Annotated in this window: 22 protein-coding genes and 2 pseudogenes; 11 read left to right on the top strand and 13 right to left on the bottom strand. The window is 68.4% G+C overall.

All coding sequences use genetic code 11. The features are described from left to right. Window positions 1–2 precede the first annotated feature (2 nt). Genes AB0M65_RS09255 through AB0M65_RS09245 form a run of 3 tightly spaced genes read right to left on the bottom strand, consistent with a single transcriptional unit; the run spans window position 3 to window position 3,267 of the window. Complete coding sequence (locus AB0M65_RS09255) at window positions 3–1,352, bottom strand: WXG100 family type VII secretion target (protein WP_364023899.1); 1,350 nt, start codon at window positions 1,350–1,352, stop codon at window positions 3–5. An 18-nt stretch (window positions 1,353–1,370) separates the two neighbouring features. Continuing rightward, entirely contained in the window at window positions 1,371–2,465 is a 1,095-nt protein-coding gene (locus AB0M65_RS09250; RefSeq protein ID WP_364023896.1) for a hypothetical protein, read from the bottom strand. A gap of 25 nt (window positions 2,466–2,490) precedes the next feature. Then, window positions 2,491–3,267 carry a WXG100 family type VII secretion target gene (locus AB0M65_RS09245; protein WP_364023893.1) on the bottom strand — a complete coding sequence of 259 codons (777 nt, stop codon included), beginning with the start codon at window positions 3,265–3,267 and terminating at the stop codon, window positions 2,491–2,493. Between the two features lie 155 nt (window positions 3,268–3,422). On the opposite strand from AB0M65_RS09245, the gene eccCa reads away from it, so the two are divergent. Together eccCa and AB0M65_RS09235 are read left to right on the top strand one after the other, a co-directional pair. Continuing rightward, window positions 3,423–7,364, top strand: coding sequence for a type VII secretion protein EccCa (gene eccCa, locus AB0M65_RS09240; RefSeq protein ID WP_364023890.1), 3,942 nt, complete (start codon window positions 3,423–3,425; stop codon window positions 7,362–7,364). Window positions 7,365–7,780: 416 nt separating this feature from the next. Continuing rightward, a pseudogene (locus tag AB0M65_RS09235) lies at window positions 7,781–8,851 on the top strand (DUF222 domain-containing protein); the annotation flags it as partial. 134 nt (window positions 8,852–8,985) lie between these two features. Here the strand turns inward: AB0M65_RS09235 and AB0M65_RS09230 are convergent. Together AB0M65_RS09230 and cpt are read right to left on the bottom strand one after the other, a co-directional pair. Next, a pseudogene (locus AB0M65_RS09230) lies at window positions 8,986–9,792 on the bottom strand (IS5 family transposase). A gap of 413 nt (window positions 9,793–10,205) precedes the next feature. After that, window positions 10,206–10,736 carry a chloramphenicol phosphotransferase CPT gene (cpt, locus tag AB0M65_RS09225; RefSeq protein ID WP_364023887.1) on the bottom strand — a complete coding sequence of 177 codons (531 nt, stop codon included), beginning with the start codon at window positions 10,734–10,736 and terminating at the stop codon, window positions 10,206–10,208. Window positions 10,737–10,973: 237 nt separating this feature from the next. On the opposite strand from cpt, the gene AB0M65_RS09220 reads away from it, so the two are divergent. After that, window positions 10,974–11,672, top strand: a complete 699-nt coding sequence (locus AB0M65_RS09220) for a trypsin-like serine protease (protein ID WP_364024037.1) — start codon at window positions 10,974–10,976, stop codon at window positions 11,670–11,672. Window positions 11,673–11,745: 73 nt separating this feature from the next. Here AB0M65_RS09220 and AB0M65_RS09215 read toward each other — a convergent pair whose 3' ends face one another. Continuing rightward, the gene (locus AB0M65_RS09215; RefSeq protein ID WP_364023884.1) at window positions 11,746–12,531 is read right to left on the bottom strand and encodes a hypothetical protein; all 786 of its coding nucleotides are present in this window, start codon (window positions 12,529–12,531) and stop codon (window positions 11,746–11,748) included. A gap of 78 nt (window positions 12,532–12,609) precedes the next feature. Continuing rightward, window positions 12,610–13,563, bottom strand: a complete 954-nt coding sequence (locus AB0M65_RS09210) for a hypothetical protein (protein WP_364023881.1) — start codon at window positions 13,561–13,563, stop codon at window positions 12,610–12,612. Window positions 13,564–13,793: 230 nt separating this feature from the next. Between AB0M65_RS09210 and AB0M65_RS09205 the strand changes: the two genes are divergently transcribed. The 6 genes from AB0M65_RS09205 (at window position 13,794) to AB0M65_RS09180 (ending at window position 18,060) form a co-directional block, all read left to right on the top strand. After that, window positions 13,794–14,135 carry a WXG100 family type VII secretion target gene (locus AB0M65_RS09205; protein ID WP_073848466.1) on the top strand — a complete coding sequence of 114 codons (342 nt, stop codon included), beginning with the start codon at window positions 13,794–13,796 and terminating at the stop codon, window positions 14,133–14,135. A gap of 21 nt (window positions 14,136–14,156) precedes the next feature. Then, window positions 14,157–14,459 carry a hypothetical protein gene (locus tag AB0M65_RS09200; RefSeq protein ID WP_364023878.1) on the top strand — a complete coding sequence of 101 codons (303 nt, stop codon included), beginning with the start codon at window positions 14,157–14,159 and terminating at the stop codon, window positions 14,457–14,459. Window positions 14,460–14,566: 107 nt separating this feature from the next. Beyond that, a complete protein-coding gene (locus tag AB0M65_RS09195) occupies window positions 14,567–14,980 on the top strand; it encodes a hypothetical protein (protein ID WP_364023876.1) in 414 nt (137 codons plus the stop codon). Beyond that, window positions 14,977–16,296, top strand: a complete 1,320-nt coding sequence (locus AB0M65_RS09190; RefSeq protein ID WP_364023873.1) for a PPE domain-containing protein — start codon at window positions 14,977–14,979, stop codon at window positions 16,294–16,296. The genes AB0M65_RS09195 and AB0M65_RS09190 overlap by 4 nt, the downstream gene beginning before the upstream one ends. A gap of 29 nt (window positions 16,297–16,325) precedes the next feature. Next, complete coding sequence (locus tag AB0M65_RS09185; RefSeq protein ID WP_364023870.1) at window positions 16,326–17,672, top strand: alpha/beta hydrolase; 1,347 nt, start codon at window positions 16,326–16,328, stop codon at window positions 17,670–17,672. A gap of 10 nt (window positions 17,673–17,682) precedes the next feature. After that, the gene (locus tag AB0M65_RS09180) at window positions 17,683–18,060 is read left to right on the top strand and encodes a hypothetical protein (RefSeq protein ID WP_364023867.1); all 378 of its coding nucleotides are present in this window, start codon (window positions 17,683–17,685) and stop codon (window positions 18,058–18,060) included. 61 nt (window positions 18,061–18,121) lie between these two features. Here the strand turns inward: AB0M65_RS09180 and AB0M65_RS09175 are convergent, their stop codons facing one another. Genes AB0M65_RS09175 through nadA form a run of 4 tightly spaced genes read right to left on the bottom strand, consistent with a single transcriptional unit; the run spans window position 18,122 to window position 22,887 of the window. Then, a complete protein-coding gene (locus AB0M65_RS09175; protein ID WP_364023865.1) occupies window positions 18,122–19,291 on the bottom strand; it encodes a S8 family serine peptidase in 1,170 nt (389 codons plus the stop codon). 46 nt (window positions 19,292–19,337) lie between these two features. Further along, window positions 19,338–20,228, bottom strand: a complete 891-nt coding sequence (gene nadC, locus AB0M65_RS09170) for a carboxylating nicotinate-nucleotide diphosphorylase (protein WP_364023863.1) — start codon at window positions 20,226–20,228, stop codon at window positions 19,338–19,340. After that, window positions 20,225–21,880, bottom strand: coding sequence for an L-aspartate oxidase (locus AB0M65_RS09165; protein ID WP_364023860.1), 1,656 nt, complete (start codon window positions 21,878–21,880; stop codon window positions 20,225–20,227). The genes nadC and AB0M65_RS09165 overlap by 4 nt, the downstream gene beginning before the upstream one ends. After that, window positions 21,877–22,887 carry a quinolinate synthase NadA gene (gene nadA / locus AB0M65_RS09160; RefSeq protein ID WP_364023857.1) on the bottom strand — a complete coding sequence of 337 codons (1,011 nt, stop codon included), beginning with the start codon at window positions 22,885–22,887 and terminating at the stop codon, window positions 21,877–21,879. Before nadA ends, AB0M65_RS09165 begins: the two co-directional genes overlap by 4 nt. Window positions 22,888–23,004: 117 nt before the next feature. Here nadA and AB0M65_RS09155 point away from each other — a divergent pair, with 117 nt between their 5' ends. After that, window positions 23,005–23,646: an NUDIX domain-containing protein gene (locus tag AB0M65_RS09155; protein ID WP_364024034.1), complete on the top strand. Its 642-nt coding sequence runs from the start codon at window positions 23,005–23,007 to the stop codon at window positions 23,644–23,646. A 40-nt stretch (window positions 23,647–23,686) separates the two neighbouring features. Next, window positions 23,687–24,400 carry an LON peptidase substrate-binding domain-containing protein gene (locus tag AB0M65_RS09150; RefSeq protein WP_364023854.1) on the top strand — a complete coding sequence of 238 codons (714 nt, stop codon included), beginning with the start codon at window positions 23,687–23,689 and terminating at the stop codon, window positions 24,398–24,400. Between the two features lie 193 nt (window positions 24,401–24,593). Here the strand turns inward: AB0M65_RS09150 and AB0M65_RS09145 are convergent, their stop codons facing one another. Together AB0M65_RS09145 and AB0M65_RS09140 are read right to left on the bottom strand one after the other, a co-directional pair. Then, entirely contained in the window at window positions 24,594–25,337 is a 744-nt protein-coding gene (locus tag AB0M65_RS09145; protein WP_364024031.1) for a dienelactone hydrolase family protein, read from the bottom strand. A gap of 11 nt (window positions 25,338–25,348) precedes the next feature. Beyond that, on the bottom strand, window positions 25,349–26,410 hold the full coding sequence (locus tag AB0M65_RS09140; RefSeq protein ID WP_364023852.1) for a M48 family metallopeptidase: 1,062 nt from the start codon (window positions 26,408–26,410) through the stop codon (window positions 25,349–25,351). Window positions 26,411–26,426: the final 16 nt, after the last annotated feature.

The following is a 26,426-nucleotide window of genomic DNA, read 5'->3' as shown; positions in this document are numbered from 1 at the left end:
TGTCACCACGTGCCCACGTAGGAGATCGCGTCGTCCCATGCCTCGCCGACGGCGTCGGCCGCCTGGCCGGCCGCACCACTCACCGCGTCGACGGCCGCGCCACCGTACTCGCCGGCGGTGTCCGCGATCTTCGGCAGGTCGATGTCGATCTTCGCGCCGAGCCCGGCACCGAGACCGAGCGCGACACCCGCCTTGAAGTTGACCTTGAGATGCCCGGCGTCGTAGACGGCCTGGCCGTCGAGCTGCGCGCCGAGTCCATATTGGAGGGTGCCGCTCGCGCCGACGCCGATACCCGCGACGTCCGCGGCGAGTTCGCCTTCGACCTTGCCGCCGACGAAGGCGTTGGCGTGCACACCGATACCGTGCGCGCCTGCCTGCAGCGAACCGTTCACCTCGCCGCCGACGAACGCGGTCCCCTTGGCGCTGCCCGAAGCGACGCCCCATTCCTTCTTGCCTTCGAGTTCTTCCTTGAAGGCGGCCAGTTCGGCGTGCCCGGACGCCTTGAGATCCCAGCCCTGCGAGGAGACCTTGGCGTCCCATCCCGGGGTGAAGCCGTCCTGCTCCTGCTTCCACTTGGCATAGGTGATCTCGGTGCTGTTCCAGGCCTTGTCACGCAAGCCTTCCGGCTTCGGCCTGCCGAACGGGGTGTCGCCCGCACGCGGGGCGCGGGTGCCTTCGAGACCGTCCCAGGTGAGCTTCTTCCAGCCGGAATTGCCGAACCAAGAAGGATGCGAGCGCGGCCGCTTGCGGCCGTCGAGCGCGTCACCGTTGAGCCAGTACAGCGGACCGCGGCCCCATTTGCCGAGTTCGTGCTCGATCCGGCCGGTGCCCTCCGGCGGGAACAGCCGCGCGAGTTCCTCACTCAGTTCGTCGGCGATCTCCTGAGCGGCCCGCACAGCGCGTTCGCCGAGTTGCCGGGCGGCGGAGATGAACGCGTTGACCGCGTTCGCGTTCGCCGTCCGCGCCTGGCTGGTGAGCTGGGCGGCGTACTGGTCGAACTGCGCGAGAATCGAGTCCACACAGGACCGTGCGCCTCGCAGTGCCTGCGCACCGGCCCGCAGCCGGTTTGACTGGCCGGTCAGCTTCGTGCCGATCTCACCGAGTTCCTGGCTCAGTTTCGCCGCGGCGGTGGCGAACGCGGTGTAGGCGTCGCCCTCCCAGGACGCGTTGAGCGCCTTCGCCGCCTTGCCGATTTCGTCCGCCCGGCCGGAAACCGTCGAAGCCCGCTCACCACACCGCTGCCCGGCCGCGTTCAGCGCCGACGGGTCACCGGTGACCCGTCGCTGGTACTCGACCACGAGCCGCCGGTAGCTCGACAGTATCGAGCTGACGACGCCCGACGCGTCGACCACACCGCTCCCCGACACGGTCTACCTGCCCTTCGCCGGTGAATCCGCGACAGCGTTATCCACGTCGATGTCGACGTGCTGTTCGAAGTGCTTGCCGCCGTAGTTCATGTCGATGTCGATATCGATGTCCTGCCCGCCCGGTGCCTGCACGGTCGAGCGGCCGGTGCTCAGGTCGGTGGTGATGGTGACCTGATTCCCGTTGCCCGCACCGGGCAGGGAGCCGTTGGCACCGCCGGAGCCGCCGGACGGTCTGTCCACCGGGATCCAGGAGTCGGCGCCACCCGGCCAGTTTCCCTGCGAACCGCCACCCAGCGCGGGCGGCCGGTACTGGGTGAACGGCGGGGTCTCGCCCGGCGTCGTCCCACCACCGGAACCACCGGAACCCGAGCCGCCGGAGCCCGAGCCGCTGGAGCCCGAGCCGCCACCCGCGCCACCACCGGAGCCGCCGACGGCGGCCTGTCCCGCGCCGCTGGCGACCGAACCCGGCGCCTGCGGGTTGGTGACCGGCGTACCGGAGACGGCCGCGTTACCCGCCGAACCGTTGCCGGAATCGCTGTGCCCGAACAGTTTCTGGACCTCGCCGATGACGGTGGCGATCTGCGTGATCTGGTTGGCGAGGTCGACGACACCGAGCGCCTTCAGCAACGCGCCGATCGCGGTGATGAACGCGCGCAGCGAAGCACTGGTGGCGGTGGAAAGCGCGACAGCGGCACCGTAGGTCCACGGATTCGACATCAGGCCAGCGACCGTCGGGTTCACCGCCGAGACCACCGCTTTGTAGGCCGTCTGTGCGGTTTTGACCAGTGTCCCGGCGATGCCGAGCAGCTCGGCGCCCTTCTGCACGACCTGGATGATCTTGGTCAGCGAGTTCAGGGAGTCGGTGATCTTCTTCAGCGCGGAGTCCGACGCGCCGCCGGACCAGATCTTGCCCAGCTGCTCGGCGGCCTTCGTCACCTCGTTGTACATGGTGAGGAACTCGTTGGCCTTCTTGAGCACCTCGAGCACATGCTTCGCGATCTGCTCCGGTTGCCCGGTGAGGATCTGCGGCAGAATGGTGATCGGCCCGCCCGAAGACGCCGTGGCGTCCATCGCACTGGAATTCGGGTAAGTCAGCATGGAACCTCGCTCCTCAGGCCGGAAGTCAGACGGACGCCGGGCGGTAGACGCTGACCTTCGCCAGGCCGTTGATCTCCGCGTCGATCAGTCCGTGGTTGTAGAGCTGCCCGCCTTCTCCGGCGATGGCGATGATCGGCTTGCTGTCGGAGAACAGGAGCGGTTCGACCACGACGACGTCGCCACCGTGCACACCGCCCGGCACGTCGCCGAAGTTGCGCGCGGTACCGGCGTAGACCTCGATGACCCCGACCCGCGCCTGGTTGTCGGCGTCACCGGCCAGCCAGTCGTTGAAGTCCGAGACGCCATGGAACCGCGCGTCGGTGATCGGGTGGTCGCCGAGCTGCCCCAGCCGCGCGTCCCCCAGGTAACGCAGGACGTTGCCCACCGACGACGGCTCACCGTTGCTCCCGGCGCTGTCGTTGATGGCCAGCGTCGCCAGTTCGGACGCGTGCGAATTCCCCCAGATCGACGACGTCGACCCCGCGCCGCCACCGGGGCGCCCGCCGTAACCGCCGGCGACCGCTTCGTCCGCGGCCTGATAGGCGTCGGCGCTGCTCTTGATGAAGCCGTTGATCTGCTGCAGCAGTTGCAGCAGGGTGCGGACCGCGACCACCTGCTGGCTCTGCATGGCGGTGTTCGCCGCCGCCACCGCGCTGCCGAAGGTGGCGAACGACATCGGCTGGAGGACGGTGCGTTCGAGGTCGGCGACGACGTTGATGCCCTGCATGATGATGCCGCCCAGGTTCCCGACCGCCGAGCGCATGGCCTCGGGCTCCGCCCGGTACTCGCCCGTGCCGACCATGGTTCTCCTTTTCTCGTTCCCCCACGTCTGCGCCTGTTCCAGCAGCGTAAGTTCGCCACCAGACGCGAGCGGACGGCAAAAGTACCCACCGCGACGGCGGTACGAGTGGCCAGAATGATCGGCAGGATTACCCACAAGCGGCCAGAAAGACCCTGATGAGCGCCACTCGCGACCGCCTGCCGGCTCTGGGCGAGCAGCCCGGTGAAATCGTCCTGCAGTCCCCGCCGATGCTGCCGAAGGGCGCTGGCGGCGGAGCCATGCAGCTGCTGATGTTCATGCCGATGATGCTCGGCATGGGCGCCATGTCGTTCGTCTACATCGGACGCGACGGCGGGGTGATGACGTACATCTTCGGTGCGTTGTTCCTCACCGCGATGGTGGGCATGGTGGTGATGTCACTCGGCCGCGGTGGTGCCGCGAAGAAGGCGCAGATCAACGAGGAACGCCGGGACTACCAGCGTTATCTGACCGGTCTGCGCGGACAGGTCCGCGACATCGCGGACAACCAGCGCGCGGCCATGGCGGCACTGCAGCCCGATCCGGCGGATCTGTGGGCGTATGTCGAGACGGGGAGACTGTGGGACCGCCGCCGGTCCGACTCGCAGTTCGCGCAGGTCCGCGTCGGGACCGGGCCGCAGCGGCTCGCGACGCCGTTGAAGGCGCCGCAGACCGTGCCGCTGGAAGACCTCGACCCGGTGTGTTCGACGAACCTCAAGCACTTCATCCGGACCTACTCGACGGTCGACGGTCTCCCGGTCGCGGTATCGCTGCGGTCGTTCGCGCAGGTCACGCTGTCCGGCCGCCGTCCGGACACACTCGGCACCGCGCGGGCGGTGCTGACCCAGCTCGCGACCTTCCATTCGCCTGCCGATCTGCGGATCGCGCTGTGTGTGAAGGACGACCGGCTGCACGACTGGGAATGGGCGAAATGGCTGCCGCATGTGGCCTCCACCGCCGCCGACGCGGCCGGACCGCGCCGTCTCGTCGACGCCGGCTCCGGGAAGCTCGCCGATCTGCTCGGTCCCGACCTCGGTGACCGGCCCCCGTTCAGCAGGCGGCCGGACTCCCGGCTTGAGCAGCCGCATATCGTCGTGCTCGTGGACGGCGGGCACACGCTCGGCGACACCCGATTGGTCGCCGAGGAGGGCAGGCTCGGCGTCACCGTGATCGAGATCGGCGTGGAGCAGCCACGCGCGGTGTCGTCCGAACGGCTGCTGAGCCTGCATACGAGCCCGGAACAACTCGGGATGGTCGTCGGCGACGGGACCGAACAGCGGCTCGGTTTCCTCGGCACACCCGACACTCTGGACCGCGGGGCCGCCGAAGCGCTGTCGCGGATGCTGACGCCGTTGTTCCAAGGGTCCGCGGTGGTCAGCGAGTCGCCGATGTCGGCGACGTTCGGACTGGCCGGGCTGCTCGGCATCGGTGACCCCCGCGACACCGACACCGCGGTCACCTGGGCACCGCGGTCCGCGCGCGACCGGCTGCGGATCCCGCTGGGCGTCAACCCCGACGGCAGGGCGGTCGACCTCGACCTCAAGGAGTCCGCCGAAGGCGGGATGGGCCCGCACGGGCTGGTCATCGGCGCGACCGGGTCCGGTAAGAGCGAACTGCTGCGGACGCTGGTCACCGCGCTCGCCGTCACGCATTCGTCGGAGAAGCTCAATCTCGCGCTGATCGACTTCAAGGGTGGTGCGACGTTCGCCGGGATGACCGGGCTGCCGCATACCTGCGCCGTCATCACGAACCTGTCCGACGATCTCGCGCTGGTCGACCGGATGGCGGACGCGCTGAACGGCGAACTGTTGCGGCGTCAGGAACTTCTGCACGCGGCTGGGAACTACGCATCGGTGCGGGACTACGAAAAGGCCAGGGAATCGGGTGTCAACCTGCGGCCGATGCCGTCGCTGCTGGTGATCATCGACGAATTCAGCGAGCTGCTGTCCTCGCGGCCGGAGTTCATCGACTTGTTCGTCGCGATCGGGCGGCTGGGGCGGAGTCTCGGGATCCACCTGCTGCTGGCGTCGCAGCGGCTGGAGGAGGGACGGCTGCGCGGGCTGGACTCGCATTTGTCGTACCGGATCGGCCTGCGGACGTTCTCGGCGTCGGAGAGCCGCGCTGTCCTCGGTGTCGCGGACGCCTACCAGCTGCCACCCGTGCCGGGCTCGGCGTACCTGAAATCCGACAACGACACGCTGATCCGGCTCAAGGCGGCGTACGTCTCGGGTGAGCTGCCGCCACGCAGCAAGATCGTGCGCAAGGACGGCCAGAGTCTGGGGTTGATGCCGTTCACGCTGGCGCCGGTGGAGATCCCGGTGACCGTCGAGGCGGAGGGACCGGTCGAAAAGGGCACCGGGGAGACGATCATCGGCGCGATGATCTCGCGGCTGGAGGGCAAAGGCCCGGAGGCACACCAGATCTGGCTGCCGCCGCTGGCCGAACCGCCGACGCTGGACCAGCTGCTGCCGCCGCTCGGCGAAGACCCCGCGCGGGGCCTGTGTCCGCTGGGCTGGGGCGGCAACGGCAAGCTGATGATCCCGGTCGCACTGGTGGACAAGCCTTTCGAACAGCGGCGCGACATGCTGTGGGCCGATTTCTCCGGTGCCGCCGGGCACGCGCTGATCGTCGGGGCGCCGCAGAGCGGCAAAAGCACGCTGATGCGCGACATCGCCGCGATGCTCGCGCTCACGCATACGCCGGAAGAGGTCCAGCTGTTCGTACTGGACATGGGTGGCGGCGCGCTGGCGCCGGTCGCCGGGCTGCCCCACGTGTCCGGCTACGCCACGCGGCGCGACGCCCAGCGCTGCCGCCGGGTGGTCGCGGAATTGACGACCCTGCTCGAACAGCGCGAAGAGTTCTTCGCCGCCAACGGCATCGAGTCGATCACCACGTTCCGCCAGCGGCGTCCGGAGTTCCGCGAGAGCACGGAGGACCGCGAATTCGGCGACGTCTTCCTGTTCGTGGACAACTGGACCACGATCCGGCAGGAATACGAACAGCTGGAGGAGCAGATCACCAGCCTGGCGTCACGCGGTCTGGGGTTCGGGATCCACGTCGTCGTCTCGATCAACCAGTGGATGGGCATGCGGGCGCCGCTGCGCGACGCCATCGGCACCAAATTCGAACTGCGCCTCGGTGAGCCGGCGGACTCGCTGATCGACCGCAAGATCGCGCAGAACGTCCCGGCGGACAAACCGGGGCGCGGCCTGACGGCGGACAAACTGCATTTCCTCGCCGCGCTCCCCCGCATCGATTCGGACCAGCGGCCGGAGACGGTGGGCGCAGGTGGGCTCGACCTGAACCGGCGGATCGCCGCGGCCTGGCAGGGAAAGCCCGCACCGGCGGTGCGATTGCTGCCCCCGGAGGTCCCGCTGGACTCACTGGAGGCCGGACCGCGCAAGCAGATCACCCTCGGTATCGCGGAATCGAATCTGCGGCCGGTGTACCTCGATTTCGCCACCGAACCGCACTTCGTGGCCTTCGGCGATGTGGAATCCGGCAAGAGTTCACTGCTGCGCGCCCTCGCGCAGGGCATCGTTGCGAAGTACTCGCCGACCGAAGCCGCGATCATCGTCGCCGACTACCGGCGCGGGATGCTCGGCGCGGTGCCGGAGTCGCACCTGCTGGGCTACGCGGGCTCCGAGACCGCGCTGACCGGGCTGGTCGAGCAATGCCAGCAGGCCATGCGGAACCGGCTCCCCGGCGCGGACATCACGCCGGAGCAGTTGCGCAACCGGTCATGGTGGCGCGGGCCGGAACTGTTCGTCCTGGTCGACGACTACGAGATGGTCGCGACGGTGGGCAGGAACCCGTTGCTGCCGTTGCTGGAGTTCCTGCCGCAGGCGCGGGACATCGGGCTGCACCTCATCATCGCGCGCGGGAGCGGCGGGGCGGGGCGTTCGCTGTTCGAGCCCGTACTGCAACGGATTCGCGAACTCGGGTCACCCGGCCTCGTGATGTCCGGCGCACGGGACGAGGGGGCGCTGCTCGGGGATGTGAAGCCCGGGCCACAACCCGCCGGTCGGGGTGTGCTGGTTTCGCGGCGGCACGGGACGGGGCTGGTCCAGGTCGCCTGGACGAAGCCCGTGGAGGACTGAGGGCGCTACTGCCTGTGGAGGACTGAGGGCGTGTCTGGCAAATCTGTTCGATGGGGTTCGTGTTCCAGGTGACGCCTGGCAGTCTCTCATCCAGCATTGACAAGAGCCGGCCGCGGAAGTCCGATGCTTGCTTCCCTGACGTGCTCAACTCGCACTGCATCGCCCGCGACGGAACACCACGCGCCGACTTGATCACTCGATTCCTTCCGCGGCATGAGTTTCTGTTCGGAAAGAATTCCTTGCGAAGCATCAAGGACTTTTCTCAGGATCCTCTCAGTTTGAACAGTGTGGCCGACGCCACGTTTGCCTACGATCAACACATGACAACTTCTCCCGCCTGCAAAACGGAAGCCGCACGCTTTCTTGAGTCCGCCTTCGCCGAAGAGGTTTTGCTTCGGCAGGCGCAGGGCCGTCAGGTGCGCTGGCTAGCTCAGTTCGCCGCAGCGGGTGGTTCGCGAAGATCGGTGACTGAGGAAGTCGCTCTGCGCTTCTCGGTCTCTCGCAACCAAGCCTTTCTGCTGCTCGAGATCTCCTGCGCTTTGGTATCGCGGTTGCCGAAGACGTTGGCAAAACTGGACTGCGGCGACATCGACCTTTTCAAGGCCTCGAAAGTCACCCAGCTCACCCGCGAGGTCTCCGACAGGATCGCGGCCCAGGTCGATGAACACATGACGTCTCGTCTGGCCGGCCGGGATCCTGGGGCGATTCGTGGTTCGGTCGCTTGGGCGGTGCAGAAGTACGACCCGGACGGGTATCGCGAGCGGGCCGCTAAGAAGCGCGCGCTGCGGCATGTGTCGCTGGCACATGAGGGCGAGACCATGTCCACGATCTCCGGGTATCTGCCCTCGGAGGTGGCAAGTTCCGTCTATGCCTCACTCGACCGCGGGGCACGCACTCGGCGGGACAAAGACAAGTCCAAGACGTTGGACCAGCATCGTGCCGATGTGTTCGCCGAGCGCCTGCTGGCCGAGGACGGTCACGGTAAGCCGAAGGCGCACATCCACGTCTATGTCGACTTGCTGACCTTGATCGGTGCCCGGAACGATCCGGCTTTCCTGGCCGGGTATGGGAACATCCCCGATTGGCTGGTCCGAGAGATCGCGTCGGATCCTGAGTCGACGTGGTCGCGGTTGATCACCGATTCAGCTTCCGGGCAGTTGGTGGAAGCCGGTGCCGACAAGTATCGATCCCCGGCTTCGCTCGCTCGGTTGATCAAGGCGCGGGACCGTGAGTGCACTCAGCCAGGGTGTCATCGTCCGGCGGAGTTCTCCGAGATCGACCACATCGTCACGTGGGCGAGGAACGGCAAGACCGACCGCCACAACTGCCATGGTTACTGCAGAATCCACAACCAGCTCCGCAACGAGCCCGGCTGGTCAGCAGAGCCCACCGGTAACGGCGGAATGACCATCACCACCCCCAGCGGGCACACCTACGCCGCGGCACCCGAGCCGCTCCACGACCCGCGACCCGGCCCCGACGAGGACGGTACCTTCCTTCTGATGCAGCGTGACAAGAACCGCGGTCCCGCAGCCGTTTACCCAGAACACCACTCTCGTCGTCAACACCCTGGAGATAGCGATCGACAACCACGTCCCTAAGAGGCTCCGGCAATTGAGGGTTATTTGAGGCGTCGGGTGGTGGGGCGGTTGTCCCTGCGGTGGGTGTGGCGGGCTGCCTGGGTCAGGCAACGCACGGTGACGAATGCTGCGGCGAGGTAGAGGTAGAAGTCGACGATGGTGCCGTCGCGGTCGGTGCATCGGCGGAGCTTGCCGAAGTTGTTCATCCACGAATGGGTGCGTTCTACGACCCAGCGTCTGCCGACCTGGATGGGGCTCGGGATGCCCTTGATCGCGATCTCGCCGAAGAGTCCGTGCTCGGCGAGCACATCGCGGCTGGGTTTGCCGTCGTAGGCAGAGTCCAGGTGTACCACCGTGTTCACTGGTAGAACTCACACTTGTTGTTTGGTAGCTTCGATTGCGGGTGCGAGCAGGGGCGAGTCATGCCGGTTCGCTCCTGCCGAGGCGATTCCTGTGGGTACTCCGCCCGCGTCGGTGGCGGTTGAGCGTTTCAGGCCGCCTTTGCGGCGGTCGACCGGCGACGGACCGGCTTTGTCACCACCACACGGTGCTGTCGTGATGCATCCGTCGATTGCCAGGTCGTCCAGCTCCATCCCGGTGATCTTGTCGTATGCGGTCAGCGCGAGCTTGTGCAACGCGTGTCCCAGACCTTGGGCCGCCCACGCGGTGAGCCTGCGACGGATGGTGCGATCCGAGCAGCCTCGGGTTGCGATGCGTTCATGACCTGACCCGTGCACGAGAGCGTCGACGACATGCTCAAACACGACCCGGTCAGGGATCCGGCGGCGGTGGCAGCCCCAGGGGTGCGTCGGGGAAGACTCCGGCCGAGTCCCTGACAGAACCTCCAGTTCAGCCCCGAGCGGTTCGATCAGGGATGATGCAACAGTAGGCACGGGCCATCCAAGTGATCACGTAGCGTCAAGAACTGCATGATCACCGACGCCCGTGCCTACCTCACACTCAGGGCACCCCACCAGCACCATTCGCCGGAGCCTTTAAGTGGTTGGTTTCGGAAGTCCTTCGTGAGTATCGGCGGATCCAGGTTTCCGCTGGACGTACGGCCGGAAGGCCCTCGTACCGGGTTGCACTCGGGCCTTTCGGGGTCGTACGTCCAGCGGGAAGCTGGGCCATCGAAACCCCGAAGGACTTCCGAAACCGACCACTAAGCCTGGCACAGGCATTCGCTCCGATCACGGCGTGCGGCTCACGTCCTGGACCTTCACCGATCGCGTCAAGAACGCCAGACTGATGCCTCCGTGAACTACAACAACTCCACCCGTGCGGCGATCTCCCTCGCACAGGCCAGAGCCTCACTCACCCCGGTATCCACCTCGAGGTCATAAACCACACCCCGGTGTACGACCTCGGCCTGCGACTCGGCCATTCCCTTGACCCGGTCCCCTCGCGCCATCTCCCGGCCGGCGGCCACGGCACCGTCGCACCGGACTCCGACCCAAAGCACCTCGAGCCCATCCAAGGCGTCACGCCACCGCCGCTGCGACTCCGCACCGCCCAGGAACGCGTCGTCGATGATGACGCGCGCATCCGCCCGCACCATCGCCGCCACACCGGCCATCCACGCGTCCTCGATGCGCCGGAAACCGGCCCCGACATCCACCCCGCCATCCGAGGCGAAGGAGATCCCCTCGTCCACGGCGACCGGCATGGCGTCGATCAAGGTGTCGACGCCGAGGGTCAGCCAAGAATCCGGCAGCACCGCCTGCAGGCACCGGGCGATCCCCGACTTGCCCGAACTGGACCCACCGTTCAGCACGATCACCCGAGTCGCCATCAGACACAGTAAAGCGAACCCTCACTCGAACCCGGAAAGGACGCGGCACGCTTTTCCTGCAAACCGGATACAACGGACGTCCACGCCCGATCAGCCCACCCGGACGGCCCACTACTTTCCTCGCATCGCTTACCGACTTCGGTAGGTTACAAAAGCCCTTACCGCCGCCTAACTTGGTGAAACCGTTTCAGGTCGAAACGAACTCCCCGACGCAGGCCGAAGGGCGTATTCATGCGTATGTCCAAAATTGCCGCAACGGTGGCCGGTGCCGCCGCGGCACTCACCCTCGTAGCCACCCCCGCCGCGGACGCGGGCCAGGACATCATCGGCGGCGGCACGGTGAGCTCAGCGCCGTGGGGCGCCCAGATCTACTGGGACGACGCCACCGCGTTCGGCGGTTTCAACTGCTCAGGCACCATCATCGCCCCGCAGTGGGTCCTCACCGCGAAGCACTGCCTCAACAAGCCGGGCATGCACGTGAAGGTCGGCAACGTCAACCTGAACCAGGGCACCTCGGCCGCCGTCGACCAGCAGAAAGCGTCCCCGAGTGGCGACATCGCGCTGCTGCACCTCAAGACCGCGGTCAGCACGACGTACATGAAGCTCGGCACGGGCAACCCGTCCACGGGCACGACCAACCAGATCTACGGCTGGGGCCGCACCCAGGGCAACAACCCGCCTTCGAGCGTCCTGAAGACGGCCAACGTCCGCATCACCGGCACCAGCACTGACGCCTATGGCGGCCAGGCCATCGCGAGCGTCGGCGTCAACGGTTCGGCGTGGCACGGCGATTCGGGCGGCCCGCAGCTTTCGGGCGGCGTCCAGGTCGGCGTCTGCTCGACGGGCAGCAACTCCGGCACGAACCCGCAGGGTACCCAGAACTACGCCAGTGTCGCGGCCAGCCGCAGCTGGATCCGCACCACCGCGGGCGTCTAGAACACCACAGCGTCTAATACACCACAGAAAGGGCCGTCCGGAACCGAACGGCCCTTTCTTCCTGCCCGAAAGATCAAGCGCACTTCGACTTCGGGTTGATCATCGACACCGAGCCGACCTTGTCACCGTTCACCGTGAACTCGTAGACCCAGTCCGGCTTGCCGTCGACAGGAACCTGGAAGCGGCCGTTCTCGCCGGTCTTCATCCCCTTGGCATCGTAGGCCGTCTTCAGCTCGGCCAGTGACGAACCGGCGCCGATCTTCTCGGCCGTCTTGGCGTCCGAGGGGGCCGCGAGTTCGCGCAGCCCGTCCTTGCCGAATGAGGCGCCCCCGGCGGCGGCGAACGCCTTGTCGCGTTCCTCGCGCTTACCCGCCAGATCGGCGGACGCCATCGCGGCGTCGGCGTACAGTTTGGCGTCCGCGGCATCCTTCTCCGCGGCCTTCGCGCTCTCGGAGGCGGACCCGCCCGGCTTCGAGTCGGGACTCGCCTGCAGCTCGTCGGCCTTCTTGTTCAGGTCCTTGGCCTTGGCCTCGACGTCGGCCTCCGCCTTCAGCCGCGCCGGGTCGGGTGCCGGGCCGCCGGTATAGGAGAAATCGGTACAACCGTCCAAAGTGGACGTCGGTGCCGAGGCGAGCTTCCCGCCTGCCAGCGCGGCGTCCTTGGCCATGCCCAAGGTCAGTCCCCGATACCCCGACGGGCCGAACACCTCGGGTGCCGCCGACTTGTCCGCGGCCGGAGAACCAGCCGGAGAATCCGGTGAAGACGAGCAAGCCACCCCGCCGATCAACACCGCCGCGGCGGTGAACACCACGCCGGTCCGTCTGCCCGAAAACCGCCGAAAAGTACGTGTCAGAAGCACGTTTACCCCCTTCATCGCCCCGAAAACTATCCGATGTCGAAGGAAGTCCCGAGTGATTTCGTGGAGGTACGGTGAAGATCACGTCAACTGGTGCGTCGGCCGCGGGACACGCAGGGAAAGCAGCGAACCGGCACCGACGACGGCGATGATCCCGGCACCCGTGACCAGCGTCCAGAAGTCCGGGTGCACGATGGACTGCCCGCGCTGCGCCTGCCAGGTGAGCAGGACCAGCAGCCCCGCGAAGCCCACCGAAGCGGTCCGGACCAGATTCCGCCGGACGAGTTCCGATTCCAGGACCGGGTAGCGCCGGGCGAGCATGAGCAGTCCGTAAGCGAGCAGGGGCAGCACCTGGATGGCGTGGATCCCGACGAAATGCGGGATCCGCAGGTCCCCGCCCACGGTGCTCCAGCCGAGCACCGGCAGCCCGGGACCACCGTCGGGGACACCGACCGCGTGGGCACCGACGACCGGCGGCTTCTCGCCTGCCTGGAACTGGGCGTGTTGCCGCTCGTTCGGCCCGAACATCAGCATCGCGACCCCGATGCCCGCGACCGACAATGCGGCACCCGCGCGTAACGCGGAATTCATCGCCCGGTCGGGAAGACGTTGGAACAGCAGGAGAACCGCGATCGCCGCGGTCGCGGCCCATGCGGTGAAGGCGCCGTTCGCGACCATGTTGTTGATCCACCGGTCGACCGGGGTCTCCTGGTTGAAATGGAGTGTCCGGCCGCGGCCGATGATCTGCCAGAACAGCAGCGCCATGTCCATGCCGAGCCCGACGGCGAACACCGTCCCGAACCACCAGCCGACCCGGCGGCCACGTGTCAGCCGTCCGATCAGCCAGGCCAGGGTCACCGCGTAGAGACCGACGGAAATCGTGAACTTGAGCGGTTTGAGCCAGATGGGTGCGTTGACGAGGCTGCGATCGTCAAAAATCAGTCCACCGAGCGCGATCACCCCGAGTACCGCCATCGCCGCCGCCAAGATCATCAGTGGCCGATGCAGTACTGCCCCAGAACCCTTGTCCACCATAGGATCGAGCGTGCCGCAGGGGTCCGGGCACGACACTGGAGTACTCCCCCGGAGCGAAGGTAGGGAAAGCCCTACCGCCGACCTGTGGGTAATAGTGCCGTCAGTGAAACCGGCAGTTGTGCCGTTTGACCACACCTCTCCCTTTTCTAGCGTGTCCTTCACAAGAGCAGACAGGGCCGTCCCTGGTGCTCATCGGGATTTCCAGCGAGATGAGAGGAGGTGGCCCATCCATGACCGGTACGGGATATCAGGCAGACGCAGCTGCGATGGCGCGCGCCGTCCAGGGGTTCGAGGAAACCGCGTCGAACGCCAAGACCACGATGGCCAGCTTGGAGAGCGAGCTGACCCAGACCCTGCACAACTACAAGGGTGACCAGGCGGTCGCGTTCTGGGACCTGCAGCGTCGCCTGCAGGAGAAGATGACCATCGCCGTGAACGAGCTCAACACGATGTCGCGGCTGGTCCACGAGAGCAACCGGAACTACAACTCGGGTGACGAGCAGGTCCGGGAAAGCCTCACCGGGGTCAGCGGAACCGTTGACCAGACCGTGATCCACCGGCTGAACCCCTGATCCTCGAGAGGACCACCAATCATGGCTGACGTCGTCGAAATCAACTTCGCCGCGCTGCAGCACAGCTCGGCCTCGCTGGCCGCGAAGGCCAAGGCGCTCACCTCCCAGCTCGAACAGCTGCACACCAATCTGCAGCCGATCACCCAGACCTGGTACGCCTCCGGCAGCTCCGCCGGTGAGGCGGCCAGGGGCTCCGAGACTCGCCTGCGCCAGGCCACCGCGGACATCGTGGCGATCATCGCGCAGTTCGGTGGCAAGGTCGGCGACGCCCACGACCTCCAGCACAGCCTGGAGAACCGGAACCAGGGCCTGTTCGCCGGCTGATCCCCATCCGTCGGCCGGCCGGTGCTTTCACCCCCTCGGCACCGGCCGGCCGGCTTTCGCGCAGTCGTCCCGAGTGGCATGGCCGATCACGAGAGAGACCGGGATCAATGCAAGACCAGTCGTACTTCGTCCACCTTGAATCCCTGAAGGACTTCGTGCGGGAACTGGAGACCCAGATCCACGCGATGTCCAAGCCGAACGACTTCCTGCTGACCCTGAGCGAGCAGCCGCTGCTGTTCGGCGAGTTCGGGGAAGCGGGTTCTCTCAACAAGGCACACCAGGCGGCTGTCGCCGAAATGCAGGGCCTGCTGGACCAGGTCAAGGGCGCGATCACCTTCGCGCAGGACGTCACCACGACCGTCGCCGACGGTTACGCGGCGGCCGACGACACCGTGGCAGGCGACATGAACCATTCCAGCCAGCAGACCGGGCTGCTCGATCCGCTGCTCAACGTGCTCGGCGGCGTCCTCGGCGGCAACGGGGGCGGCAACGGCTCGAACGGCGGGGGGAACAAGGGATGACCGACACCGCGCACACGAACTTCGCCGCCTACTCCCATCAGCAGCTCTACGCGATGCTGCAGGCCGGCGACCCCAACACGGCCCGCCACGCGGCCCACAAATGGCAGTCCACCGGTTCCGGGCTGTTCGAACAGGCCGAGAACCTGACCGGCGAGCTCTCGGACTTCTCCGACAGCTGGACCGGCGGCGCCGCCGACAAGTACCACACGATGATCACCGACCTCGTCGGCGGAATCCGCAAGGTCGCCCAGACCGCGCATGCGATGAACCACCTGCTCGAGGACGCGGCGGACGCGCTGGTGAAGGCCAAGAAGGAGATGCCGCCGCCGGTCGCGGTGCCGGACGTCTCCCCGGCCGACGTCGCGCTCGCGGTCAACCCGCCGCTCCTGCCGCCGGATTCGTCGCAGGCGACCATCATCACCGCCGCGCAGCAGCGGCAGCAGGCGATCTCAAACGTCGAGGCGCAGCAGCAAGCCGCGGGCGCGGCCAGTGCGGCGCACAGCAAGGCGATCGTGGTGATGACCCAGCTCGCGGGTGAGTACACCACGACCGAGGAGTCCTTCCCCGCCTCGCCGAACGCCGTCGCCCCGCCGCCGGTCACCGGTGGCGGCGCGGCCCCCGGCACCACCCCGCCGATCGGCAACAACATCGGCGGCACTCCCGGCGTCGGAGTGACGCCGGGTGACAACACGCATCCGCTGCCGGCGGACGGTTCCACCCCGCCCGCCACCGGGCAGCCGGGTCAGCCGCCCAAATCGAATCCGTTGTTCGGTGACATGTTCACCGCCGGTCTCGCCGCGGCCTCGGCCGCGGCGCTCGGCCGGTTCGGTTCGATCATGCCGAGGGTGCCCGGCTGGGCCAACGGCAAGAACCCGAACGAGGGCAAGGACAAGAACGGCGAGGTCGTCGGCGGTGGCGCCGGAGCGGGTGCGACCGCGGGTGGTGCCGGCGGCGGCATCCCGATCGGCGGTGGCGGCGCGCCGTCGCTGGACGGCGGTGCCATCGGCGGTGCCATCGGCGGCGGCGGACTCGCCGGTCCCGGCGAGGTACCGGCCGCGTTCTCCGGGCTGGCAGGCGACGGTTCGGGCAGCAGCGCGATGAGCGGGCTGGCAGGCGGAGCCGCCGGTGCCGCGGGCGCGGCGGCGGCCAAGGGCGGAATGCCGATGATGCCCATGATGCCGATGGGGATGGGCGGGGGCGGCGACCTGGGCTCCGGCCGCCGGATCCCGCCGTGGCTCGTGGAGACCGAGAACGTCTGGGGCCAGTCGTCCCCGGTCGCTCCGGCCGTGCTCGGCGAAGAACCCGAACAGTACTGATTCCCTGACACAGGAGAGGCGGCTCGGTGATGGCATCCAGTGCGGGCGGTTACCGAGTCGCCCCCGCCAGGCTCGAAGCGGCGGCGGCCGAACTCGAACAGCGCGCGGGCGTACTCAAGACCACGCGGACCGCGCTGGCCGGGGAGAACGTCCCGGCCGCCGCGTTCGGCCAGGTTTCGGCGTCGAACGCGGCTTCGGCGACCTACACGAAAACGATCAAGGACCTCGCCGGGAAACTCGACGGCCAGGTCTCCACGGCGACGGTGATCCACCATGGCCTTGCCGCGGCGGCGGGCGGCTACCGGCGTGCCGACGTCCAGGTCGCCGCCTCGTACCGGGCGCTGCTGCCGGAAAGCCCGTTGCCCAAGGCCGGGAATCCGGCGGGTATCGGCGGCACGGCCGACACCGGGCAGTGGGCGACGGCGATCGCCCAGAACCGCACGAAGGTCTCCGACGCGCTGACGTCGGAACGCGACAAGCTCGCGGATCTCTTGGCGAGCGGCGGAAAAGCCGGCGACATCACGGACGCGCGGAACCGGATCGCCCTGTACGAGGACATTCTCGCGAACGATCGGCAGATCCTGCGCTTCGATCCGGCAGGCAACGGCCGCATCGCCGAACTCGTCGGCCGGATCGAACCCGGCACCCGCAACGTGGGGCTCTTCGTCCCCGGCGTGAACACCTCGTTCGACAACTTCCAGAGCTACGCCGACCTCGGCAAGAGCCTCGTCGCCGCGGACGCCACCGGGCGGACCGCGATGGTGGTGTGGGCCGACGGCGTCTTCCCCCAGAACGTCATCACCGAGGGCCCGGCCGCGCATTACGCCCAGACGATGGCGCCGGAGCTCAAGGCGTTCGGCGATGAACTGCGTGGCCAGATCGACAGCCACGCCGGGCCGGGTGTCGTGCTCACCGCCGTCGGGCACAGCTACGGCGGCGCGACCGTGGGGCTCGCCGAACAACTCGGGCTCAAGGCCGATCAGGTCCTGCACGTCGAATCGGCGGGGATGGGCCACGGCATCTGGGGCCCGGACGACCTCCCCGCCGGCCAGGCCGGGGTGCGGCGGTACTCGATGACCGCCCCGTTCGACCCGATCGTGGTCGCGCAGGGCAACGCGGGACCGATCGAATGGCTCGGCGCCGGGCACGGAGCGGACCCCGACCGCTTCCCCGGCGTCGTCGAACTGGAAACCGGCCGGGACGCGAACGGCGATCTGCAGTGGGGCATGGATTCCCACAGCGGCGTGCTCAAGCCGGGTTCCGACTCGTGGAACAACATCTACGGTGTGATCACGGGCGGACCGCTCACGCACGAGGGCTTCACCGGCGGCTCGCTGCGCGAAATGGTCGTCGAAGGCGTGGGCCGAGGACTGTGAGGGGTTGGGCATGATCACCAGGAACACCGAACTCGACCCGCTGGCCGAAGCATTGACGGCGGTCATCGACGGCGTCGCGGGCACCTTCGGCTCCAGCGCGGAGCGCACCGTGGAAGGCGAACTGGACTGCGATCCGACGCAACCCGGCCGCCTGATCTGCTGGCAGTACGGGCTGCGCGTGGACGACGCGTCCGAGGCGGTCCGCAAACTCGTCGAGGTCGTCCTGCCGCTGCTGGAAAGCCAGGGCTGGCGAACGCGCGACCGCAGCAACCCGCGTGAGCTCATCGCGCAGTTCAGCCGCGACGGCGCCGATTTCAACGTGCATGTCTCCCGCGCCGGCGACGGCGTGGCCATCGTGGGCTCGACTGCCTGCGTACCCGTCCCCTAGAACCGGGGGTCGCGAAAGACCTCGTGAGCGGCAGTGGTGTCCCCCAGTACGCCGCTGCCGCTCACGAGGCACGGAAGCGCGAAGGACGCCAGCCGCGGCGTTTGCCCCGCCGGACGGCGGCCACCACCACGCCCGCCGCGACGGCGACGGCCACTCCGACGATCGCGAGTACTCCGGAGACCTTGTCCGCGCCTACGCGGACGGGGGCGGCGGCGGGGACGACGACGGTGTCCGGGCCGACGCTCGGCGGCCCGCCCGGACCCGCCATCCCGGCCGGGATGGCGGCGGAAACAGCGGAGTAGGCGTCGATGGCGCCCCAGCCCCGGCGGGGGTCGTGCCCGCCACTCGGGCCACGATGCGCGGTCAGTGTCAGCCGGGCGACGACCTGCTCCGGCGACAACTCCGGGTGATAAGCACGCACGAGGGCCGCGACACCGGCGACCTGTGCGGCGGCCAGGCTCGGATCACTCACCGGCCACCGGTGCGCCACGGTTCCGCCCGCTCCGGCCGACGTGCTGACCAGCTCGGCGCCGGGCGCGGAAATCCCTACGTAGGAACCGGATTCCGTCTGCACCGCCTCGCCTGCCTGGTTGGTCGAACCCACCGCGAGCACGCCGGGGGTGGCGGTCGGGTAGGACGTCTGGCCCTGCTGCGTCCCGGCGGCGGGCGAGACGATCAGCGCGCCTTTCTCCCTGGCTCGCGACACGGCGCCGGTCAGCGCGGGATTGTCGGAAGCGGCCGGGACGGCGATCAGGATGATCCCGGCGCCACGGTTGAGCGCGATCTCGATGGCGGACGCGAGCTGCCCGGGATCACCGCCACCGTTCACCTGGGTGTAGCGGATCGGCAGGATCTTGGCGCCGGGCGCGATCCCGGTGAACGTCGTGGACGGATCCGGTTGCGCACCGACGATCCCGGCCGCGATCGTGCCGCGGCCGTCGCAGTCCTCGGTCACCGTGCCCTGGCCGCCGACGAGCTGGCCGCGCGCGAACTGGCCGTTGCCACCGTCGACGCCGGTGCCGATCACCGCGACCAGCTGACCGGCGCCGCGTGAGAGCGGCCAGATCCGCGCGGGATCGATCAGCCGCTGTCCCCACGGAACGGCCGCGGTATAGGTCCCCGTCGGATTCGCGCACTGCTCGGCGATCGCCGTCGCCGGGACGGGAGCGCCCAGCAGTGCCACGAAAGCGACACTTACCGCGACGGCACTTTTACCGGCAATGCCCACCATTCCTCCAGAATTCCCTTGTCACACAAGGAAATTCTAGTGGCCTACGTCAGCGCAGGTCCATCCCGAGGTCGAGGGCGGGTGAGGAATGGGTGAGCGCGCCGACGGCGAGGAAGTCCACCCCGGACTCCGCGTAGGCCCGCGCGAAATCCAGCCGCAAACCACCCGAGGATTCCAGGCGGGTCTTCGGCGAGATCTCGTCACGCCGGTCGACGGCCTTCGCGCATTCCTCCGGCGTGAAGTTGTCGAGCAGTACCTCGTCGGCACCGGCGGCAAGCGCTTCTTCCAGCTGGTCGAGGTCGTCGACCTCGACCTCGCAGTGCAGTTCGGGTGCGTGCTCGCGGACCGCGGCGAGGGCGGCCGTCACCGAACCGGCGGCGACCACGTGGTTGTCCTTGATCAGCACCGCGTCGCCGAGGCCGAGCCGGTGGTTGACCCCGCCGCCCGCGCGGACGGCGTACTTCTCCAGCAACCGCAGCCCTGGCAGGGTCTTGCGGGAATCACGGACCCGGCAGGCCGTACCCTCCACTGTGGACACCCAAGCGGCGGTCGCGGTGGCGATACCGGACAGATGGCACAGCAGGTTCAGCGCGGTGCGTTCGGCCGTGAGCAACCCGCGGACCGGGCCCCGCACGACCAGCGCGGGTTCCCCGGCGATCAGCCGGTCGCCGTCGTCGCGAGCGGCCAGTATCTCCAGCTCCTTGCCGAGGACGAGGTCGAACACCGCCAGCGCGACCGGGATCCCGGCGACCACCCCGGCCACCCGGGGGGTGAGTTCGGCCAGTGCCTTCGCGGCTTCGGGCACGGTGGCGTTCGTCGTCGCGTCGGGCCCGTACCGCAGGTCTTCGCCCAGCGCCGTCGTGACGACGCGGTGTACATCGGCGACGTCGAGGCCGTGATCGGCCAGTGCCTTGATGACCAACGGGGAGAATTCACTCATGCCACACCCTCCAAAGCGATCGGATCGGCCAGCACCGGCTGCCCCGACGGGCTGATCCGGATGAGCTGACTGCGCTGCCAGCTGTTCTCGTCGCGGCCGGGGAAATCGGTACGGACATGGCAGCCGCGGGATTCCGTCCGGCGCGCGGCCGCCGCGACCAGCGCCTCCGCCACCAGCGTGAGTGCCGCGTCCTCGACGATCCGAGGCGTCCACAAAGGACTTTCGAGTACCGAAAGATCCAGCACCGAACCGACGACGGACAGCCCTTCGGCGTCCCGGCCGATCGCGGCGTAGCGGCTCATCGCCCGCTGCAGTGCGTCGCGATCGGCGACGGAGACCGTGGCGGGCGGCTTGAGCACACCACGTCGCGGATCGGCCAGCAGCCCGGCGGCGAGGTCGGCGGCGACCGCATCGGCCACCCGCTGCCCGACCACCAGTCCTTCGAGCAAACTGTTGGATGCCAAGCGGTTCGCGCCATGCAACCCGGTACGCGCGACCTCACCCGCCGCGTAGAGCCCACGTACGCCGGAGCGTCCGTCCACAGTGGCCACCACGCCACCGCAGGCGAAATGCGCCGCCGGCGTGACCGGGATCGGGTCCTTCACCGGGTCCAGCCCGATCGCCGCGCAGGCGGCGTAGACGGTCGGGAACCGCTTCGCGAAGCCCGCGATCCCTGTGGCGTCAAGGAAAACGTGATCGTCGATACCGCCGGGGGCCCGCACCATCCGGCGCGTGATCGCGGCGGCCACGACGTCACGGGGCGCGAGGTCGCCAAGCGGGTGCACGCCACGCATGACCGAAGCACCCGTCGCGTCGTGAAGGGTGGCGCCCTCGCCGCGGACGGCCTCGGTGACCAGCGGGAGGCGGCCGCGTGCGCCAGGGGTGAACAGGACCGTCGGGTGGAACTGGACGAACTCGATGTCCGCGAGCTGCGCCCCCGCGCGTAACGCGAACGCGAGCCCGTCGCCCGTGGCGATCTCCGGATTCGACGTCGCCTGGTAAAGCTGCCCCAGTCCGCCGCTGGCCAGCAGCACGGCGGGTGCCCGGACGACGCCGGGAACGCCGTTGTGGTCCAGGACGGTCAATCCGGCCACCTCGCCGGCGGGCGTGCGGATCGCGTCGACGGCGATGTGGTGCTCCAGCACCGGGATCCGCCGGTCACCGGCCTTCGCGACCAGTGTCCGTTCGACCTCGGCACCGGTCGCGTCACCACCGGCGTGGATGACGCGGAACGCGCTGTGCCCGCCTTCCCGCGTACGCGCCAGTTCGTTTTCCCTTTCAACCGCCGGATCGAAGCGGGCACCCGCGGCACGCAGCCTGGCCACCGCCGCCGGGCCGCCGTCGATGATCGACCGGACGGCGTCCTCCTCGCAGAGCCCGGCACCGGCGGTGAGGGTGTCCGCGGCGTGCTTGACGACCGAATCGCCCTGCTCGTGCTCCCCCTCCAGCACCACGGCGACCCCGCCCTGCGCCCAGCGGGTGTTCCCGTCGGACACCGCCGCCTTGGTGACCACGAGGACGTGCAGCCCGAGTTCCCGCGCACGCAGTGCCGCGGTGAGCCCGGCCACCCCGCTGCCGATCACCACAAGATCGGCGGCGGCCTCCCAGACGGGACTGGTTTTCGCCTCAAGGGCGGTAACCGGGTCGGTCATTCTCCGCCACCAGGCTGCCCGATCTCGATCATCCGTCGCACCGAAGCGCGAGCACGGGCGGCGGTCTCGACGTCGACGTGGACCTCGTCGGCGCCTTCGCGCAGCGACCGCAGCAGGGCGGCGGGCGTGATCATCTTCATGTACCGGCAGGAGGCCCTGTCGTTGACGGCGCGGAAGTCGATCTCCGGCGCGGCCTTGCGCAACTGGTGGATCATCCCGATCTCGGTGGCGACGAGCACCGACTTCGCCTTGGTGTCGCGGGCGGCGTGGACCATGTCACCGGTCGAGAGGATCTTGACCCGCTCCGGGGCAACGGCACCCTCGCCCGCCAGGTACAGCGCCGAGGTCGCGCAGCCGCATTCGGGGTGGATGAACAGGTCCGCGTCCGGGTTCTCCGCGGCCCGCTCGGCCAGTTCGGCGCCGTTGATCCCGGCGTGCACGTGGCACTCCCCGGCCCAGATGTGCATGTTCTCCCGGCCGGTCACGCGTTTGACGTGCGCGCCGAGGAACTGGTCCGGCAGGAACAAGACCTCCTGGTCAGCGGGGATGGAGGCGACCACGTCGACGGCGTTCGACGACGTGCAGCAGATGTCGGTCTCCGCCTTGACCTCGGCCGTGGTGTTCACGTACGAGACGACAACGGCGCCGGGGTGCTCGGCCTTCCAGTCGCGCAGCTGGGCACCCGTGATCGAGTCCGCGAGCGAGCAACCGGCCCGCGCGTCCGGGATCAGGACCGTCTTCTCCGGCGCCAGGATCTTCGCCGTCTCGGCCATGAAGTGCACGCCGCAGAAGACAATGGTGGACGCGTCACTGTTCGCCGCGATCCGGCTGAGTGCGAGGGAATCGCCGGTGAAGTCGGCGATGTCCTGGATCTCGGGGACCTGATAGTTGTGCGCGAGCAGGACGGCGTCGCGCTTGCGAGCGAGGCTCCGAACCTCCTCCGCCCAAGCGGCGTCGGCGACGACGCCACCGTACGGGGTCAGGTCATTCTGCAGGGTGCTCGTCATCGTTCAGGCCCTCCTGGACCGATTTGTCCAAAGTCGGTTTTCGCCTTACAATCGAAAACCGTGCGAAGTCATCTTAACACCCAGACCCCCCTCGTCCACGAGGTTTTGGGAGCGGTCCTGCAAGCGCGCTCGGACACACTCCGGGTCCTGCTGTGGCGGCGCGCGCTCGATCCCCATCTGGGCCGCTGGTCCCTTCCCGGCGGCAGGCTGCGGCCGGATGAGGACGTCGAGGCGTCCATCCGGCGGCAGCTCGCCGAGAAGGTCGACGTCCGCCAGTTGAAGCACGTGGAGCAGCTGGCCGTGTTCAGCGCGCCGGACCGGGTGCCGGGCCCGCGTGTCGTGGCGACGGCGTTCCTCGGCCTCGTACCGTCCGATGTGGACCCCGAGATCCCGGAAGACACCGAATGGCACGACATTTCCGCGTTACCGCGGACGGCGTTCGACCACGAGTCGATCGTGCTGCGTGCGCGGGACAGGCTCCGTTCGAAGCTCTGCTACTCGAATCTCGGGTTCGCGTTGGCGCCGGAGGAGTTCACCGTTTCCGCGTTGCGGGGGCTGTATTCGGCGGCTTTGGGTTACCGGGTGTCCGCGACGAACCTGCAGCGCGTGCTGTCGCGACGCGGGCTGCTCGTCCCCACCGGGCACACCGCCCCGCCCGGCCGCAGCGGCGGGCGTCCGGCGGCGCTGTTCTCCTTCGCGGGCAAGGGGATGCAGATCACCGACCCGTTCGCGGTATTCCGTCCACCTGCCGGAAAGTGACCGTCCTGCGAAGTACACGCCGTGCCCGTACCTTGAACGGGTGACCGAGCCGAGCGAAGAGTCCACCGGGAAGGCGATTTTACCGCTGTTCCCGCTACAGACCGTGCTTCTGCCCGGAACACACCTTCCTCTGCACATTTTCGAACCGCGGTATCGGCAGCTGATGACCGACCTCGTCGGCGACGTCGTCCCGGACCGCGAATTCGGGGTCATCGCGCTACGGACGGCGATGGTCCGGGAGGTGAGCGGAACCGAACACGTCCACGAGATCGGCTGCACCACGGTGCTGCGCGAGGCGAAACGGCTGCCGGACGGCAGATTCGACGTCGTCACCACCGCGAAGCGCCGGTTCCGGCTGCTCGAACTCGACCGGATTTCCGCGCCTTACCTGATCGGCTCGGTCGAATGGGTGCCCGACGACCGGGTCTCGTCGGTGCACGGCGACACCGTCGCCAGGCTCGCCGACGTGGCCAAGGCCGCGCACCGGCGCTACTGCGAATCCGCCTGGCACGCCGACGACTGGACCTCCCCGCCCGACGACGACATCAACGCACTCGCCTACCGCCTCACCGCGGACTGCCTGCTCCCGCTGGAAGACCGGCAGCGCCTGCTCGAAGAACCCAATCCGCTGCGACGGCTTCGGATCGCGTGCCGCCTGCTGACCCGGGAGGCCGGATTCCTCAACACTCTCGGCGCGGTGCCGATGCCGCCGGGGGAACTCGGCGAGTTCACGCGCCCCTCGAACCTGAACTGAGCCGGTCCCGCCGGTTCAGCCGGTCCCGTCCGTCCAACCGGCCTCGCTCGTTCAGCCGGTCCCGCCGGTTCAGCCGGTCCCGCCCCTCCAGCCCGTCCAACCGGTCCCGAATGTCATGAGGGGTCCCCATAGGACACTTTTCGTCCCATGGGGACCCCTTATGACATGGCGGGCCCCTCACAACAGGGCCGCGCTACGCCAGGGCGCTCGCGAGAAGAGGCAGCAGCCGCTCCCAGTGGAGCTGCGACGAAGCGGGGTCGAAGGCGCCGGTGTCGGCCATGGTGAAACCGTGGACCGAACCGGGATAGACCTCGCAGGTGTAGCCGACACCCGCGGCGTCCAACGCCTGTTCGAGCTCGACGCGGGCCTCGGGCGTCAGATCGTTCTCGGCGAGGCCGAGGTGGACCTGAGCGGTGAGCCCGGAAACGAGGCGGTGCGGACTGTCGGGCGCGTCGGTGACCAGTGCGCCGGGATGGAATCCGGCGACGGCCGCCACCTGGCCGGGGTGCGCGGCGGCGGTGCGCATCGCCAGGACGGCGCCCATGCAGTACCCGGTCACGGCGACCGGCCCGGCGGCGACCTCGGGCTGAGTGGTGAGGAAGCCGAGGTAGGCGGCCGCGTCGCGGAGGGCGTGCTCGGGAGTGTGCGCCTGGACCAAGGGCATCAGCTTCGCGAAAAGCCCGGGCCGGTCGTCGTTCCCGATGAACTCGGGCAGTTCGACCACCGGTGCCGGGCCATGCCGGTAGTAGACGTTGGGCACGAGCACGTAGTACCCGTGCCCGGCCAGCTCGCGGGCCATCTCCCGCAACACGGGGCGCAGGCCGATGGCGTCCATGTACATCAGCACCCCGGGGTGCCGACCGCCGCTGTCGGGGAAGGCGGCGAACGCGTCGGCCTCGCCGTCGGGAGTGGGGATCCGCAGTGTCTTGGTCGGGATGGTCCTCGTCCTTACTTTCCGGGCTCCGGGGCTTCCCCGGAGCCGTTGCCTTCGTTCCCGCCGCCGAATTTGCTCCACACCTTGCCCGCCGCCCCGGACACCGCCTCGCCGACGTCGCCGAACACCTTCGTCAGCGGATCGGCCGAGCTGTTCCAGGAATCCTTGTAGGACCTCGCGGCCGACTTCAGGTCGTCGGTCCAGTTCGAGGACGGCGCGTCCGCGTCGCGGCGCGGGTACTCGCCGGCGAGGATCGCCCGGTACTCCTCCGAAGCCGCCCACTTCTGCAGCTGCGCGGCACGCACCACGGCCAGCGGATGCGACATCGTCTCGACGTAACGCAGCTTCAGGTAGCTGTCGCGGATGTCGTCGACCGATTCGTACTCCGCGGCCTGCTGCAGGAAGGCGGGGATGTCGATCTTCGCCGGGTCGACACCACCCGCGACCAGGATCTGCGACCGCAACGCGGCGGTCGGGTCCTGCGAGCACAGCAGCCCGGCGCGGTCGCAGGACAGTTCGGCCTTGCGGTACCACTCACGCAACGCGGCGATGACGACCCGGATGCCGATCGCGCTGACCGGCGTCCACGACATCGACATCTGCAGGTTGATCAGGCGGAGCAGGATCGTGCGGTACACGGCGTGCCCGGACAGCACGTGTCCCATCTCGTGCCCGATCACAAACCGCAGCGACGCCAGGTCCATCGCCTCGACGGCCGCGGTGTTGAGCACGATGAACGGCTCGTCCATCCCGATCGTCTGCGCGTTGACCTCGGGGCTGCGGGCGACGAACAAGTTCGGCACGCGTTCGAGGTCGAGTGTTTCCGCGCATTCGTTGCGGATCTTGTCCAGTTCCGGATACTGCTTCGGGCCCACCCGGATCCCGGACGCCAGCGCCATCAGCCGCTCACCGCGTTCGGCGTAGAAACCGGAAACCGCCTTCACGACCTGCGCGAACCCGGGCACCGCACGCAGCGTGGCCAGCGCGCCGCGGTCGACGGGATGCTCGTACGCACGCGGGCTGATACCCGGGAAGCGGACGGCGTTGTGCCGGGAAACCTCGATGTCGTCAGTCAAGAAAGCCCCCTAGAGA

Origin of the sequence: Amycolatopsis sp. NPDC051071 (genome assembly GCF_040682875.1) — a bacterium.
Lineage (GTDB): Bacteria > Actinomycetota > Actinomycetes > Mycobacteriales > Pseudonocardiaceae > Amycolatopsis.
This window is presented reverse-complemented; position numbering and strand designations above follow the sequence as displayed.

Bases quoted from the DNA above. Each gene is read 5' to 3' on its own strand.
- AB0M65_RS09220 (WP_364024037.1), top strand. From the start codon at position 10,974: ATGTCCAAAATTGCCGCAACGGTGGCCGGTGCCGCCGCGGCACTCACC.
- eccCa (WP_364023890.1), top strand. From the start codon at position 3,423: ATGAGCGCCACTCGCGACCGCCTGCCGGCTCTGGGCGAGCAGCCCGGT.
- AB0M65_RS09245 (WP_364023893.1), bottom strand. From the start codon at position 3,267: ATGGTCGGCACGGGCGAGTACCGGGCGGAGCCCGAGGCCATGCGCTCG.
- nadA (WP_364023857.1), bottom strand. From the start codon at position 22,887: ATGACGAGCACCCTGCAGAATGACCTGACCCCGTACGGTGGCGTCGTC.
- AB0M65_RS09210 (WP_364023881.1), bottom strand. From the start codon at position 13,563: ATGGTGGACAAGGGTTCTGGGGCAGTACTGCATCGGCCACTGATGATC.
- nadC (WP_364023863.1), bottom strand. From the start codon at position 20,228: ATGAGTGAATTCTCCCCGTTGGTCATCAAGGCACTGGCCGATCACGGC.
- AB0M65_RS09200 (WP_364023878.1), top strand. From the start codon at position 14,157: ATGGCTGACGTCGTCGAAATCAACTTCGCCGCGCTGCAGCACAGCTCG.
- AB0M65_RS09180 (WP_364023867.1), top strand. From the start codon at position 17,683: ATGATCACCAGGAACACCGAACTCGACCCGCTGGCCGAAGCATTGACG.
- AB0M65_RS09190 (WP_364023873.1), top strand. From the start codon at position 14,977: ATGACCGACACCGCGCACACGAACTTCGCCGCCTACTCCCATCAGCAG.
- AB0M65_RS09175 (WP_364023865.1), bottom strand. From the start codon at position 19,291: ATGGTGGGCATTGCCGGTAAAAGTGCCGTCGCGGTAAGTGTCGCTTTC.
- AB0M65_RS09195 (WP_364023876.1), top strand. From the start codon at position 14,567: ATGCAAGACCAGTCGTACTTCGTCCACCTTGAATCCCTGAAGGACTTC.
- AB0M65_RS09250 (WP_364023896.1), bottom strand. From the start codon at position 2,465: ATGCTGACTTACCCGAATTCCAGTGCGATGGACGCCACGGCGTCTTCG.
- AB0M65_RS09185 (WP_364023870.1), top strand. From the start codon at position 16,326: ATGGCATCCAGTGCGGGCGGTTACCGAGTCGCCCCCGCCAGGCTCGAA.
- AB0M65_RS09165 (WP_364023860.1), bottom strand. From the start codon at position 21,880: ATGACCGACCCGGTTACCGCCCTTGAGGCGAAAACCAGTCCCGTCTGG.
- cpt (WP_364023887.1), bottom strand. From the start codon at position 10,736: ATGGCGACTCGGGTGATCGTGCTGAACGGTGGGTCCAGTTCGGGCAAG.
- AB0M65_RS09205 (WP_073848466.1), top strand. From the start codon at position 13,794: ATGACCGGTACGGGATATCAGGCAGACGCAGCTGCGATGGCGCGCGCC.